Annotated in this window: 15 protein-coding genes; 2 read left to right on the forward strand and 13 right to left on the reverse strand. The window is 68.1% G+C overall.

Annotation, left to right across the window (positions count from 1 at the left end; all coding sequences use genetic code 11):
• Nucleotides 1–14 precede the first annotated feature (14 nt).
• The 9 genes from AC3ZI9_RS10785 to AC3ZI9_RS10825 are packed head-to-tail and all read right to left on the reverse strand — an operon-like array spanning nt 15 to nt 5,968.
• Nucleotides 15–482, reverse strand: coding sequence for a hypothetical protein (locus tag AC3ZI9_RS10785; protein WP_444554616.1), 468 nt, complete (start codon nt 480–482; stop codon nt 15–17).
• Nucleotides 483–1,247 (reverse strand): 4-hydroxy-tetrahydrodipicolinate reductase, encoded by a 765-nt coding sequence (gene dapB / locus AC3ZI9_RS10790; RefSeq protein WP_444561793.1) that lies wholly within the window; start codon nt 1,245–1,247, stop codon nt 483–485.
• 18 nt (nt 1,248–1,265) lie between these two features.
• The gene (locus tag AC3ZI9_RS10795) at nt 1,266–1,706 is read right to left on the reverse strand and encodes a molybdenum cofactor biosynthesis protein MoaE (protein WP_444561794.1); all 441 of its coding nucleotides are present in this window, start codon (nt 1,704–1,706) and stop codon (nt 1,266–1,268) included.
• A complete protein-coding gene (locus AC3ZI9_RS10800) occupies nt 1,693–2,184 on the reverse strand; it encodes a MogA/MoaB family molybdenum cofactor biosynthesis protein (RefSeq protein WP_444561795.1) in 492 nt (163 codons plus the stop codon). Before AC3ZI9_RS10800 ends, AC3ZI9_RS10795 begins: the two co-directional genes overlap by 14 nt.
• Complete coding sequence (moaC, locus tag AC3ZI9_RS10805; protein WP_444554620.1) at nt 2,181–2,681, reverse strand: cyclic pyranopterin monophosphate synthase MoaC; 501 nt, start codon at nt 2,679–2,681, stop codon at nt 2,181–2,183. Before moaC ends, AC3ZI9_RS10800 begins: the two co-directional genes overlap by 4 nt.
• Nucleotides 2,678–3,970 carry a molybdopterin molybdotransferase MoeA gene (locus AC3ZI9_RS10810; RefSeq protein WP_444561796.1) on the reverse strand — a complete coding sequence of 431 codons (1,293 nt, stop codon included), beginning with the start codon at nt 3,968–3,970 and terminating at the stop codon, nt 2,678–2,680. The genes moaC and AC3ZI9_RS10810 overlap by 4 nt, the downstream gene beginning before the upstream one ends.
• Before the next feature lie 20 nt (nt 3,971–3,990).
• Nucleotides 3,991–4,809: a molybdate ABC transporter permease subunit gene (locus tag AC3ZI9_RS10815; protein WP_444554622.1), complete on the reverse strand. Its 819-nt coding sequence runs from the start codon at nt 4,807–4,809 to the stop codon at nt 3,991–3,993.
• Nucleotides 4,806–5,570 carry a molybdate ABC transporter substrate-binding protein gene (gene modA / locus AC3ZI9_RS10820; protein WP_444554623.1) on the reverse strand — a complete coding sequence of 255 codons (765 nt, stop codon included), beginning with the start codon at nt 5,568–5,570 and terminating at the stop codon, nt 4,806–4,808. Before modA ends, AC3ZI9_RS10815 begins: the two co-directional genes overlap by 4 nt.
• Before the next feature lie 2 nt (nt 5,571–5,572).
• A complete protein-coding gene (locus AC3ZI9_RS10825) occupies nt 5,573–5,968 on the reverse strand; it encodes a TOBE domain-containing protein (RefSeq protein WP_444554624.1) in 396 nt (131 codons plus the stop codon).
• 220 nt (nt 5,969–6,188) lie between these two features.
• Here AC3ZI9_RS10825 and moaA point away from each other — a divergent pair, with 220 nt between their 5' ends.
• Together moaA and AC3ZI9_RS10835 are read left to right on the forward strand one after the other, a co-directional pair.
• Nucleotides 6,189–7,292 carry a GTP 3',8-cyclase MoaA gene (moaA, locus tag AC3ZI9_RS10830; protein WP_444554649.1) on the forward strand — a complete coding sequence of 368 codons (1,104 nt, stop codon included), beginning with the start codon at nt 6,189–6,191 and terminating at the stop codon, nt 7,290–7,292.
• Nucleotides 7,293–7,568 (forward strand): MoaD/ThiS family protein, encoded by a 276-nt coding sequence (locus tag AC3ZI9_RS10835; RefSeq protein WP_444554625.1) that lies wholly within the window; start codon nt 7,293–7,295, stop codon nt 7,566–7,568.
• A 162-nt stretch (nt 7,569–7,730) separates the two neighbouring features.
• Here AC3ZI9_RS10835 and AC3ZI9_RS10840 read toward each other — a convergent pair whose 3' ends face one another.
• The 4 genes from AC3ZI9_RS10840 to rpsO all read right to left on the reverse strand — a co-directional run bounded on the left by AC3ZI9_RS10840 (nt 7,731) and on the right by rpsO (nt 13,540).
• The gene (locus tag AC3ZI9_RS10840) at nt 7,731–9,245 is read right to left on the reverse strand and encodes an alanine/glycine:cation symporter family protein (RefSeq protein WP_444561797.1); all 1,515 of its coding nucleotides are present in this window, start codon (nt 9,243–9,245) and stop codon (nt 7,731–7,733) included.
• 118 nt (nt 9,246–9,363) lie between these two features.
• Entirely contained in the window at nt 9,364–10,764 is a 1,401-nt protein-coding gene (locus AC3ZI9_RS10845) for a M16 family metallopeptidase (protein WP_444554627.1), read from the reverse strand.
• Nucleotides 10,765–10,779: 15 nt separating this feature from the next.
• Nucleotides 10,780–13,011, reverse strand: coding sequence for a polyribonucleotide nucleotidyltransferase (locus AC3ZI9_RS10850; RefSeq protein ID WP_444561798.1), 2,232 nt, complete (start codon nt 13,009–13,011; stop codon nt 10,780–10,782).
• Nucleotides 13,012–13,270: 259 nt separating this feature from the next.
• Nucleotides 13,271–13,540: a 30S ribosomal protein S15 gene (gene rpsO / locus AC3ZI9_RS10855; protein WP_444554629.1), complete on the reverse strand. Its 270-nt coding sequence runs from the start codon at nt 13,538–13,540 to the stop codon at nt 13,271–13,273.
• Nucleotides 13,541–13,579: the final 39 nt, after the last annotated feature.

Raw genomic sequence — 13,579 nt, forward strand, 5'->3', positions numbered from 1 at the left:
CCGGGCCGGGAAGGTCAGCTTCCGGTGGACGCCTTCGCGTCGGGCGAGGCCCGGAACAGGTCGATGGCCCGGCGCATCATCTCGCGGGCCCGACGGCGGTCCCCCGAGGCGTCGTAGGCCAACGCCAGCCGGTGCATGCTGCGCCAGGACCCGGGGTGTTCCTCGGCTTCCTCCTGGTACTGCACGAAGTCCTCATCGGCCGATGCCTTGATGATCCGTCCGGAAGGGGTGCGCGGCAGGTTGTCCTCGGGCAGCAGCCCCTCCGATTGGAGGATCCCTGCCATGCGCTGGCTACGGGCCCCGAAAAGGACTTCACGGATGAGGATCCAGACCCCCAGCAGGGGGATCAGCAGGGCCGCGATGCCGATGCCCTTGGCCAGCGGTTCAGGTGAGCCGATGAGGGTCACCGCGCTGGAGAATGCGGCGAAGAGGTAGAGGACGAACAGCAGCAGGATCCCGCCGACCCAGAGTTTGGTCTTCACTTAGGCGTTGCCTCCCAGATCGAGGTAGGAGTCCAGTCCGTAGGTCAGCCCGGGGCGTGAGCCGACGGTCCGTAGCCCCAACAGCACCCCGGGCATGAACGAGGCCCGGTCGAAGGAGTCATGGCGCAGCGTCAGCTGTTCGCCTTCGGAACCGAGCAGGACCTCCTGGTGGGCGACGAGTCCGCGGAGCCGGACCGAATGCACGTGCACCCCCTCGACATCGGCGCCACGGGCCCCGTCCAGCAGGGTCTCGGTGGCATCGGGGCTGGCCGGGATCCCCGCCGCACGACGCTTCGCCGAGATCAGTTCGGCGGTGCGCACCGCGGTCCCCGAGGGGGCGTCGACCTTATTCGGGTGGTGCAGTTCGATGATTTCGACGGATTCGAAGTATTTGGCGGCCTGGGCGGCAAAAGCGGAGGCCAGGACGGAACCCAACGCGAAATTCGGGGCGATCAGCACCCCGGTCTGCGGGTGCGCGGCCAGTAGTTCGGCGAGTTGGGACCGGCGGTCGTCGGTCCATCCGGTGGTCCCCACCACGGCGTGCAGCCCGTGGTCGACGGCGAAACGCACATTGGTTTCAGTGCTGCCCGGAACGGTGAGATCCACGAGGTGCGTGGCCCCGGCGTCGAGCACTTCCTGCAATGGATCGTGCCGGCCCAGGGCCGCCACCAGTTCCATGTCGGTGGCGTTCTCCACGGCCTGGACGGCCTCGGAACCCATGCGCCCGGAGGCGCCGAGGATGGCAACACGAATTTGAGCACTCATGCACCCAAGGATATCGCCTCAGGCCATGCCCACCCATTCGGTGTCGCCGTCCGTGAAGTGTTGTTCCTTCCAGACCGGCACCCCGGCCTTGACTGCCTCGACCAGATCCCGGCAGGCTTCGAAGGCCTCCCCGCGGTGGGCGGAGGCGGCGGCTGCCACCAGGGCCGGATCCCCGATGGCCAACGCCCCGGTCCGGTGGGCGGCCCAGAGCCGGGTTCCGGGGTGGCGGCTCGCGACCTCGGCGGCCAGGGCGGCCATGGTGGCCTCGGCGCTGGGATGGGCGCTGTAGTCCAGCTTGTCGACCGCTCGGCCGCCGTCGTGGTTGCGCACCACCCCGCCGAAGGTGACGACGGCGCCGGTGGCGTCGGTCTCGACGGCATCCCACGCGGTCGAGACGTCGATGGGTGCCTCCGCCATACCGGCGAAAACCACGATTCCCGGGGTATCAGGCATGTCCATATCCTCCTTCAATCTGTTCGCAGAGATGGGTGATGAGCGGGTCCAGGACGCCCAGGGCATCGCGGACCCCGGAGGGCGATCCCGGAAGATTCACCACCAGCGTCCTGCCGACGGTTCCGGCATGGCCGCGGCTGAGGGCGGCATGCGGGGTCTTCGTGCGCCCGACGGCGCGGATGGCCTCCATGATCCCGGGGATCTCCCGGTCCAACAACGGGGCCGTCATCTCGGGGGTCAGGTCATCGGGGGCCAGGCCCGTCCCCCCGCTGGTGATCAGCAGCGACGGGCTCGAGGCCAGCAGTTCGCGCAAGGCGGCACCGACCGGTTCCCCATCGGGGACGATGACCGGTTCGGTCAGCTCGAAGCCGTGCCCTTGCAACCATTCGCCGATGATCGGGGCGCTGCGGTCGGCATACCCGCCGGAGGCGGCCCGGGTGGAGGCGATGATGATTCCCGCCCGGCGGGTCGATGCGGGTCTCACCGGTCCTCCCCGACGGTCCAGTCCCCGCTTTTTCCCCCGGATTTGGCCAGCACCTTGATGTCGTCGATGGAGGCGTGCTTATCGACCGCCTTGGTCATGTCGTAGAGCGTCAATGCGGTGATCGACACGGCCGTCAGGGCCTCCATCTCCACGCCGGTCACCCCCCGGGTGGTCACGGCGGCCTCGATGCGGATGCTTCCGGCGTCGGCATCGGGGAAGAAATCGACGGTCAGTTTCGACAGCGGCAGCGGATGGCACAGCGGAATCAGTTCCGGGGTCTTCTTCGCGCCCATGATCCCGGCGACGCGGGCCACCGCCAGGGCATCGCCCTTGGGAAGCTCCCCCGCGACGATCATCGCCAGGACGTCGGGGCGGGTGTGCAGCACTGCCTGGGCGACGGCCCGGCGCGAGGTCTCGGCCTTGGCGGAGACATCGACCATATGCGCGGATCCGTCGGCCCGGACATGGCTCAGGGCTGGTGCTTCGGGGTCGTTCATATCTGCGCTCCGTAAATGAGGGTGTCGATCATTTCTCCAGCCCGGGGTGCCGCGCTTCCGGCAGGGAGCACCAGCAGGGCATTGGACCTGGCCAGGGCATGGACCAGATGGGAACCGGGCCCGCCCACCGGGGTCGCGGTCGGCGCGCCGTCGTCCCCGAGGACGACGGCGGCCCGCCGGACCTGGAGCTTTCCCGCCGGAGGTGCCGCAAGATCGGTGGCCAGGCGGGTCGCCACCCGGGGTCGCGGCGGCGTGGCGAAGAGTTCCTCCCAGACGGGCCGGGCCAGCAGCTCGAAGCTGACGACCCCGCTGACCGGGTTTCCCGGGAAGGCCAGCAAGGGGGTCGGCGCCGCCCCCGGCAGCCGCAGCATGCCGGCGCCCTGGGGCCCTCCGGGTTGCATGGCGACGGAGCCGAACTCGATCCCGTGGCCGGCCAGGGCCAGCCGGACGACCTCGAAGGCGCCCTTGCTGATGCCCCCGCTGGTCACCACGAGATCGGCGGCCGGAGCGCCGGGCGGTCCCAGGGCGGGGGCCAGTTCGGCCATGAAGGCCTCCGGCGCGTCGGTGCTGATGCCTGCGGCGGCGACCTCGGCCCCCGCCTCGGCGAAGAGGCCCAGCAACAAGGTGGTGTTGGCATCGTGGATCTGTCCCGGAGCGAGGTCGGAGCCGGGCGCGCGCACCTCGTCCCCGGTGGCCAGGACCAGGACCCGGGGGCGCCCGGTCACGGTGAGCCGGTCCAACCCCAAGGCCGCGGCCAGTCCGAGCTGGGCCGGGCCGAGCCGGGTTCCTGCAGGCAGGGCGATGGCCCCGCGGGCGATATCGCTTCCGGCCGCGCGGATGAACTGGCCGTCGGGGGTGTCGGCGGGCAGGCGTACCGTCCAGGCCCCTGCCGGGGGGCCCGGCTGGCTGAGGGCCTCCGGGAAATCCGGGGGGTCCGCCCTTTCGATGGGTACCACGGCGTCCGCGCCGGGCGGGAGCATGGCCCCGGTCATGATGGGGGCCGCCGTTCCGGCCGGCAGGGCTTCCGCGGCATCGCCGGCGGCGATCACGGCACCGACCCGGAGTTCCTGCCCGTCAAGCAGGTCGGCTCGGCGTACGGCGAATCCGTCCATCTGCGAATTATCGAACGCCGGCAGGTTCCGGGGTGCCGGCAGATCCGCGGCCAGGATCCGTCCGCGGGCTTCGCCCAGCACCAGCTCCTGGGACCCCAGCCGTGACGGCAGTTCGGACAGCAGGGCCTTCAGCACGCCACGGTGCTCGTCGACGCTGCGTCGGAAGGGTTGCTTCATGGCGTCCATCCTACGGGTGGCTACCGCCTGAAGATCCTGCCGACCCCGGCCCCGGCCACGACGAGCACGATCAGGTAGAGCCCGATCAGCATCAGGCTGATCCCCAGGGCTGCCTGCGGGTCGTTGGAGTTCAGCGCCAATTCGATCTGCAGCGGCAAGGTCCGGGTGCGTCCTGCCACGGAACCGGCGAAGGTGATGGTCGCCCCGTATTCGCCCAGGGACCGGGCGAAGGCCAGCAGCGTGCCCACGATGATCCCGGGGGCTGCCAGCGGCAGGGTGATGTGGGCCAGGATCTGTCCGGAGGAGGCCCCGGCGTTGGCCCCGGAGAATTCCAGGTCGGTGTCCACCGCTTCGATGCTGCTCAGCGCCGAGACGACGAAGAAGGGCAGCGAGACGAACACCTGGACCAGCACGACCGCCGCCGGGCTGAAGCCCACGCCCAGGCCGATCGAGTCCAGCCAGCCCCCCACCGGTGTCTGGCGGCCCCAGAAGTAGAGCAGGGCCAGTCCCGAGACCACCGGTGAGAGCACCAGCGGCACGACCAGCAGGCCGCGCAGCACCTGCAGGACGACTCCGTGCAGGCGCGAAAGCAGCACCGCCAGGGGCAGCCCGAGCAGGAAGCACACGATGGTCGAGGCCGTCGCCGTGCCCAGGGAGAGACCCAACGCCGTGCGGGCCTCGTCGCGGGCCAGCAACTCGGGCAGGTCCTGCCAGCGGGCCGCGACGAAGAGCGCCACCAGGGGCCCGGCCAGGGCAGCGAGCCCAATGAGCGCCGGAACCCACAGCCATCCGGGGGTGGTCGCCCGCCGCATGCGGGGCGAGAGGACGGTGCGGGTCACGGCGCCGAGAAACCGGCGTCGTTCAGCAGCTTCATGGCCGCATCCCCCTGGAGCCAGCGAGCGAAGTCCTGCGCAGGTTCGGCGGCATCGGTGGCGACCAGCAACGGATAGATGTTGGCGTCCAGCCCCGTCAGGTCGATGGCCCGGACCTGGTCCCCGGCTGCTGCGGCGTCGGTGGCATAGACGAAGCCGGCGTCGACTTGTCCCGCGGTGACCTTGGTCAGCACGGCCCGCACGTTGTCTTCCTCGCTGACCGTGTCCAGGGAGAAACCCTGGTGGTCGAGATAGGTGTTGGCGGCCCGGCCACAAGGCACCGCCGGGGCGCATAACGCCACCGCACCGGCCTCGGGCAACTGGTCCGCGGCGGTGATCTTCGACGTGGCGGGAACCGCGAGCACCAGGGTGTTCGAAACCAGGTCGATCGGGGGTTCGAAGGCCGTTGGATCCTCCAGCGCCTCGGGGGCCTGGGTGTCGGCGGTGATCAGCACATCGGGCTGCTGGCCGGAGTTCGCTTGCTGGACGAGCTTGGAGGAGGCGCCGAGGTTGATGTCGATCCGGGTCGTGTCCCCGGTTTCCTCGGCGTAGGCCCGGGTCAGTTCCGGGGCGACGTCGGTCAGGGAGGCTGCCGCCGCGAAGTGGATCGCCGCCCCGTCCTGCCCGCCCGGTGTCGAGGCCGTCGGGTCCGTGCCGGCGGCCGGTGTCCCGCACGCCGAGAGCAGCAACGCGGCCGCGGCCATGACGGTGATGAGGGGGTTGCGCATGATCAGGCCTTTGTTTCGATGATGACGTTGGTTGATTTCACCACTGCCGTGGCAATGCGTCCCGGTTCCAGCCCCAGGTCCTTCACGGCTTCGCTGCTCATCAAGGACACGACACGGAAGGGGCCGCATTGCATTTCCACCTGCGCCATGACCCGGTCGGCGGTCACCGCGGTCACCAGGCCGACGAAGCGGTTCCGGGCCGAGGAGGCCACGTGGGCCGGGTCGCTCGGCGTCTCGGCCAGACCGCGGATGTAGCCCGCCAGTTCCACCCCGTCGACGGTGATCCGCCCGGAGGCGTCCTTGCCTGCGGTCAGTTGTCCGGAGTCCAGCAGTCGGCGGACCGTATCGTCACTGACCGCCAGAAACCGAGCCGCCTCGGATACTCTCATTTGCGTCATTACTAGACCCTACTCGACGCAAATGCGGATATCCATACCGGTTGTTGTGGCGCGCACGGAAATCCCGGCGGTCCACGGGGCATCCTCGGGCGCCGATCACCCGGCCACTGCCCCTGTTTTCGCCCCGGATCTGGACTACGCTCGAGGCATGACGTGCAGCACCAGCTCCCAGTCCGCAGCCGACCCGGCCACCGGGGGCAAGGCTGCGGTATCCCTGGGCATGCCCGGCATCCCCGAACCGGGTGCCTCCGGCCCCCAGGACTCCGGGGATTTCGTTCCCCCACCGGCGCCGGGCGACGATCCGCGCCTGCTGGACCGGTTCGGACGGGTGGCCACCGATCTACGCATCTCCCTGATCGACAAATGCAATCTGCGCTGCACCTACTGCATGCCCGCCGACGGCATGGCCTGGCTGCCGGCGGAACGCCTGCTGACCGCCGGGGAGATCCGGCGGCTGGTCCGGATCGCCGTGGACATCCACGGGGTGCGCGAACTGCGCCTGACCGGCGGGGAGCCGTTGATGCGCAAGGACCTGGTGGACATCATCGCCGGGCTGCGCGCCGACCACCCCGACCTGCCGATTTCAATGACCACCAACGGGGTCGGCCTCACGGCCAGGGCCCGGGCCCTGGCCGAAGCCGGACTGACCCGGATCAACGTCTCGCTGGATACCATCCATGCCGAGTCCTTTAAGAAACTCGCGCGGCGCAACTTCCTGCACAAGGTCATCGAAGGCATCGACGCCGCGGCGGACGCGGGCTTGTCCCCGATCAAGATCAACGCGGTCCTGATGCGCGGCATCAACGACCTGGAAGCCCCTTCGTTGCTGGCCTGGGCGCTCGAGCGCGGATTCGAGCTGCGCTTCATCGAGCAGATGCCCCTGGATGCCGATCACGGATGGACCCGGGACGACATGGTCACCGCCACCGACACCCGCGAACTGCTCGGCGTCGATTACGACATCACCGTGGCCCCCGAGTCCCGGGACGGGGCACCCGCCGAACGCTACGAGGTCCGGGCCAAGGGCGAACCGGATACGCTGCTGGGCACCGTCGGGATCATCGCCTCGGTCACCGAACCCTTCTGCGCTGATTGCCGGCGCACCCGGATCACGGCCGAAGGCAGGATCATGAGCTGCCTGTTCTCCCGGGAGGAAACCGATCTGACCGCCCTGCTGCGCTCGGAGGCCACCGATCAGGACATCGCCGACCGCTGGCGGGCCGCCATGTGGGCCAAACCGCGCGCCCACGGCATGGACCACACCGGTCTGGGGGCCGAGGACTTCGTCCAGCCCGACCGTTCCATGAGCGCCATTGGAGGATAAGTGAAGGTCAGGTTCTTTGCCGCTGCCGCCGCCGCTGCCGGGGTGAAGGAGTTGGATGTCCCGCTGCAGGACATCGAGCACGACGGCGGGACGCTGGCGGCCTTGCTGGGCCACCTCCCGCACGCGGTCCCCGCCACCGGTGCGTCGGGACCCCCGTTGCATCGCGTGCTCTCCCGCTCCAGCTTCCTGGTCAACGAGATCGGCGCCAGGGACGAGTCGCGTCCCTTGGCCGACGCGGATGTCATCGACGTCCTCCCGCCCTTCGCCGGCGGCTAGGGACCGCTTTCACCCCGCCACCACCCATGCACGGCCGGCGCCGTCGTGCCCCAATTCGCCGGCATCACCCGAAAAGGCGGGCCGGTCCCGGGGTGTCCTCCCGGTGACCGGCCCGCCTTCTCGGGTCGGGGTGCGGCGGCCCGCAGGCTGCCGCACCATCCGCTACTGGCGCATGCCATCCCTCTTACTGGACCCGCCGTAGTTCTGCGAGGAACCGACGATGTCGCCGGACTTCCACTGGTCCCAGCCGGGCTGGTCCTTCATGAAAGCCTCGATCTCGTCCTTGGTGGCCTCGAGCTTGGGGTCATGCTTGAGGTACCAACGGGTCTCGCGCACGATCAGCCCGGAGAGGACGATCAGACCGATGAGGTTCGGCAGAGCCATCAGTCCGTTCATGACATCCGAGAACGCCCAGACGACCTCGAGCTGCACCGTGGCACCGATGAAGACGACCAGGGACCAGACGACACGGAACGGCATGACCGTTCGGCGCCCGAAGAGCTTTTCCATATTGCGTTCGCCGTAGTAGGACCATCCCAACAGGGTGGAGAAGGCGAAGAGCACCAGACCGATCGTCACGACCCAGTGGCCCCATTCCCCCGGCAGCCCGTGGCTGAAGGCCTCGCCGGTCATCAGTGCCGCGGAGATCTGTTCCCCGGATTCCGGATCGGTTTCGCTCCAGGCACCCGTGGTCACGATGACCAGGCCGGTGAAGCTGACCACGATGATGGTGTCGATGAAGGTCTGGGTCATGGAGACCAGGCCCTGGCGGACCGGGTGCGAGGTCTGCGCTGCGGCAGCGGCAATCGGCGCCGAACCCAGGCCGGACTCGTTGGAGAACAGGCCGCGGGCCACACCGAACTGGATCACGATGATGATCGCCGAACCGGTGAAACCGCCCACCGCTGACGTGCCGGTGAAGGCGTCGGTGAAGATCAGGCCCAGGGCCGCGGGAACCTGGCCCAGGTTGGCCAGCAGGATGTAGATGGCACCCAGGATGTAGAAGACGATCATCACCGGGACCAGACCGGCAGTAACGCGGCCAATGGATTTGATGCCGCCGACCAGGACGATCATGGTCAACACGGTCAAGGTCAAGCCGGTGAGCCACAGCGGGGCACCCCAGCTGCTCTCGACGTTGGCGGCAATGGCGTTGCCCTGGGTCATGTTGCCGATGCCGAAGCTGGCCAGGACGGCGAAGATGGCGAAGGAGAGCGCCAGGATCTTGCCGAACGGCCCCTTGATGCCGCGTTCGAGGTAGTTCTGCGGGCCACCTGACTTTTCACCCGCGGCATCGGTGCCGCGGAAGCGGACGGCCAGGAAGGCCTCCGAGTATTTCGTGGCCATGCCCAGCAACCCGGTAATCCACATCCAGAACAGGGCGCCCGGGCCGCCGATGCCGATGGCCGTGGCGACACCGACGATGTTACCGGTACCCACGGTGGCCGCCAGAGCGGTGGTCAGCGCCTGGAACTGGGAGATATCCCCCTCGGTGCCGGGATCCTTGCGCTTCAGGATCCCCAGCCGCAAGGCGGCACCCAGTTTCAGGAACTGCAGCCCCCCCAACCTGATGGTCAAATACAGCCCTGCCCCCAGAAGTAAGGGGATCAGCAGGAACGGGCCCCAGACGATACCGCTGATATCGCCCAGCACCTCCGTCACGCCATTCAAATTCATGGTGGATCTAACCTTTCAACAGCTATGCGAGTGTTGGGTGTGAGTGATGAAGTTCACACATATGCCACAGCATAGTTTGTCGAACCTGTTTCCGGGCAACAGGTGGCGGCGTGGCGGCCTAGTAGCCGAAGTCCCCGGGCGTGTCGAAGGGGCCGACGACCGTGACCGTTCGAGCTCTGGAGGCCAGTTCGCGGGCCAGCGCCTGGACGTCCTCGACGGTGACGGCCCTGACCCGGGCCAGCGATTCGTCCAGGTCCTGGAAGACGCCGGTCACCAGTTCGGCTCGACCCAGACGGCCCATGCGTGAGCCCGGATCCTCCAGCGCCAGGACCATGCCGCCGGAGAGCTGGCCGACGGCCTTGCGCAGTTCCTCCGGGCTGATCCCCTCGGCGGCCAACCGGTCCAGTTCCTCCCCGAGCAGCCCGATCACCTGCCCGGTCTTGACCGGGGCGCAGCCGGCATACATGCCGAAGTATCCGACGTCGGAATAGGCGGCGGAGAAGGAGTAGGTCGAATACACCAGGCCGCGCTTCTCGCGGATCTCCTGGAACAGGCGCGAGGACATGCCCCCGCCGAGCACTGCGTTGAGCACGCTCATCACGTGGCGTCGCTCGTCGGTGGCGACGATGCCCGGGCAGCCCATGATGATGTTGGTTTGTTCCACGGGACGGCGGATGACGTCGATGGTGTGTTGTCCGCTGACGGGCACCGGTTCCGTGCTGCGCCGGGGTTCGGGGGCGGCCCCCTCCTCGAGCGTCCAGCCGGAGGCACGCAATGCCTCGATGACTTGGTCGCAGACTTCGTCGTGGTCCAGGGACCCGGCGACGGTGATGACCAGTTCGCTGGGTTTGTAGAAACGACGGTAGTGGTCCAGTACGGCCTCGCGGCCGATCCCCAGGATCGCTTCGGGGGTCCCTCCGATGGGGCGGGCCAGCGGGTGCTCCCCCAACACTGCGGAGACGAAATGTTCATGGGCGACGTCGCCGGGGTCGTCGCCGTCCATGGCGATCTCCTCGAGGATGACGTCGCGTTCCTGCTCGAGTTCGCCGGGATCGAGGACGGCGGAGGTGATCATGTCCGCGATGATGTCGATGGCCAGCGGCAGATCCGCGTCCAGGACGCGGGCGAAGTAGCAGGTGCTTTCCTTGGCGGTGGCGGCATTGGATTCGCCGCCGACCTCGTCGAAGGCCGTGGCGATGTCCATCGCGCCACGGCGTGAGGTGCCCTTGAAGAGCAGGTGTTCCAGGAAGTGGGTCGAACCGTGTTGGCCCTCGACCTCGTCCCGTGAACCGACACCGACCCAGAAGCCGATGGTGGCGGAGCGCTGTCCGGGCATGGCCTCGGTCAGCACCCGCACCCCGCCGGGGAGGACGGAGCGGCGCACCAGCGCCCCTCCGGCCTCCCCGGCCAGGATGGTTGGATCCCCGTACTCGATCGGCGAGCCGGCCTCTGAAGCGCCCTGCTCAGCGGTGTACGGGAACATTCCCGAGCCGTGAAGCGGCAAAGGAATCAAAGCCATGGGTGGTACTCGTCCTTACGCGTCGACGGCCGAGGCTTCGGCCTCTTCAGCCACGACGGGCGCCAGGGAGAGCTTTCCGCGGTCATCGACCTTGGTGATCTCCACCTGGAGCTTCTGGCCCACGGAGACGACGTCCTCGACGTCCTCGACGCGCTTGCCACCGGAGAGCTTGCGCAGCTCCGAGATGTGCAGCAGGCCGTCCTTGCCCGGGGTCAGGGACACGAAGGCGCCGAACGTGGTCAGCTTCACCACGGTCCCGAGGTAGCGTTCGCCGACCTCCGGAACCATCGGGTTGGCGATCGCGTTGATGGCGGAACGGGCGGACTCGGCGGACTCGCCGTTGGTCGCACCGATCAGCACGGTGCCGTCATCCTCGATGGAGATGTCGGCCCCGGTGTCCTCCTGGATGGTGTTGATCATCTTGCCCTTCGGGCCGATGACCTCGCCGATCTTATCCACGGGGATCTTCACCGAGATGATGCGCGGAGCGAATTCGCTCATCTCATCCGGGGCGTCGATCGCGGAGTTGATCACCGAGAGGATGTGCAGGCGTGCTTCACGGGCCTGTTTCAGCGCGGCGCCGAGCACGGAGGCCGGCAGGCCGTCGAGCTTGGTGTCCAGCTGGATGGCGGTGACGAACTCCGAGGTACCGGCGACCTTGAAGTCCATATCGCCCATGGCGTCCTCGGCACCGAGGATGTCGGTCATCGCCGCGTAGCGGGTCTGGCCGTCAACCTGGTCGGACACCAGGCCCATGGCGATGCCGGCCACCGGGGCGCGCAGCGGCACACCGGCGTTGAGCAGCGACAGGGTCGAAGCGCAGACCGAGCCCATGGAGGTGGACCCGTTGGAGCTCAAGGCCTCGGAGACCTGGCGGATCGCGTAGGGGAATTCCTCACGCGTGGGCAGCACCGGCATGATGGCGCGCTCGGCGAGGGCACCATGGCCGATTTCGCGGCGCTTGGGCGAACCCACGCGGCCGGTCTCGCCGGTGGAGTACGGCGGGAAGTTGTAGTTGTGCATGTAGCGCTTGCGCGTCACCGGCGACAACGAGTCGATCTGCTGCTCCATCTTGAGCATGTTCAGCGTGGTGACACCCATGATCTGGGTTTCGCCGCGCTCGAAGATCGCCGAACCGTGCACGCGGGGCAGGACCTCGACCTCGGCGGTGAGCTGGCGGATGTCCGTCAGTCCACGGCCGTCGATGCGGACCTGTTCGGTGAGGATGCGCTGGCGCACGACGTGCTTGGTCACCGCGGCGAAGGCCTTGGAGACCTCCTTCTCGCGGCCTTCGAACTGCTTGCCCTCGGCGGCGAGCTGCTCGACGACCTCGTCGCGGTAGGCGCTGGAGGCGGTGTCGCGCTCCTGCTTATCGGCGATCGCGAAGATCTCCGTGAGCTTGGCCGATGCGGCGGACTCGACGGCGGCGTAGGCGTCGTCCTCGAAGTCGCGGAAGACCGGGAACTCGACGGTCGGCTTCGCGGCGCGGGCGGCCAGATCGGCCTGCGCGTCGCAGAGGACCTTGATGAACGACTTGGACGCCTCGAGGCCCTCGGCCACGACCTCTTCGGTCGGGGCGGTGGCGCCGTTTTCCTTGATCAGGTTCCAGGCGTGGTCGGTGGCTTCGGCCTCGACCATCATGATGGCGACGTCGTCACCGCTCACGCGACCGGCGACCACCATCGAGAACACGGCGTTCTCCAGCTGGGAGTGCTTCGGGAAGGCGACCCACTGGGCACCGTTTCCTTCGTCGACCAGGGCAACGCGGACGCCGCCGATGGGGCCGGAGAACGGCAGGCCCGAGAGCTGCGTGGACATCGAGGAGGCGTTGATGGCCACCACGTCGTACAGGTCGTCCGGGTTCATGGACAGGATGGTGACGACCACCTGGACCTCGTTGCGCAGGCCCTTGACGAAGGCCGGACGCAGCGGGCGGTCCATGAGGCGGCAGGCCAGGATGGCCTCGGTCGAGGGGCGGCCCTCGCGGCGGAAGAAGCTGCCGGGAATGCGGCCGGCTGCGTACATGCGCTCTTCGACGTCCACCGTCAGCGGGAAGAAGTCGAAGCCCTCGCGGGGGTGCTTGCCGGCCGAGGTGGCCGAGAGCATGGACGTGTCGTCGTCGATGTAGACCATGGCAGCGCCAGCTGCCTGCTGGGCCAGACGGCCGGTCTCAAAGCGGATCGTGCGCGTTCCGAACCGGCCATTGTCGATGACCGCTTCTGCGAACTGAATTTCGGGACCCTCCATGGAGAGTCACCTCCGTTTCTGTTGTGGCGCAGGCCCAGCCGATCCTCTCCTCCGGTTCCACCGGAGGGGGCACCCGGTCTTCGATCGAGGCCCACGGGGTTGCCGGCGTCGTGCCGGATTCCCGTAAACCACTACCGAGGACCGCGAATGTCCTTGATGGCTGGCTTCCTGCGGTTTTCATTGGTGTTGGCGGCGTGGGGCCTCGGGCCCCGTGCCCGGAAGCGGCCCTCCGTCGGGAGGGCCGCTTCCGTGGAACCGACTAGCGGCGCAGGCCGAGGCGCTCGATGAGCGTACGGTAGCGGACGATGTCGGTGTTCTTGAGGTAACCGAGCATGCGGCGACGACGTCCGACCATGCCCATGAGGCCACGGCGGGTGTGGTGGTCGTGCTGATGCGTCTTCAGGTGTTCCGTCAGGTCCAGAATGCGACGTGAGAGAACAGCAACCTGCACCTCCGGGGAACCCGTGTCGCCTTCGTGGGTGGCGTAGGCCTTCATGATTTCGGTCTTGACAGTAGCGTCGAGGGCCACATTAACTCCTGGAGTTGTACCGCGAACAGTTGATTTGCC

The sequence above is a fragment of the Arthrobacter sp. AOP36-F1-5 genome (genome assembly GCF_058137995.1).

Excerpts from the sequence above, each read along its gene's own strand:
- modA (WP_444554623.1), bottom strand. The coding sequence starts at position 5,570 with ATGCGCAACCCCCTCATCACCGTCATGGCCGCGGCCGCGTTGCTGCTC.
- AC3ZI9_RS10810 (WP_444561796.1), bottom strand. The coding sequence starts at position 3,970 with ATGAAGCAACCCTTCCGACGCAGCGTCGACGAGCACCGTGGCGTGCTG.
- moaA (WP_444554649.1), top strand. The coding sequence starts at position 6,189 with ATGCCCGGCATCCCCGAACCGGGTGCCTCCGGCCCCCAGGACTCCGGG.
- AC3ZI9_RS10795 (WP_444561794.1), bottom strand. The coding sequence starts at position 1,706 with ATGGACATGCCTGATACCCCGGGAATCGTGGTTTTCGCCGGTATGGCG.
- AC3ZI9_RS10850 (WP_444561798.1), bottom strand. The coding sequence starts at position 13,011 with ATGGAGGGTCCCGAAATTCAGTTCGCAGAAGCGGTCATCGACAATGGC.
- dapB (WP_444561793.1), bottom strand. The coding sequence starts at position 1,247 with ATGAGTGCTCAAATTCGTGTTGCCATCCTCGGCGCCTCCGGGCGCATG.
- AC3ZI9_RS10845 (WP_444554627.1), bottom strand. The coding sequence starts at position 10,764 with ATGGCTTTGATTCCTTTGCCGCTTCACGGCTCGGGAATGTTCCCGTAC.
- AC3ZI9_RS10840 (WP_444561797.1), bottom strand. The coding sequence starts at position 9,245 with ATGAATTTGAATGGCGTGACGGAGGTGCTGGGCGATATCAGCGGTATC.
- moaC (WP_444554620.1), bottom strand. The coding sequence starts at position 2,681 with ATGAACGACCCCGAAGCACCAGCCCTGAGCCATGTCCGGGCCGACGGA.
- AC3ZI9_RS10825 (WP_444554624.1), bottom strand. The coding sequence starts at position 5,968 with ATGACGCAAATGAGAGTATCCGAGGCGGCTCGGTTTCTGGCGGTCAGT.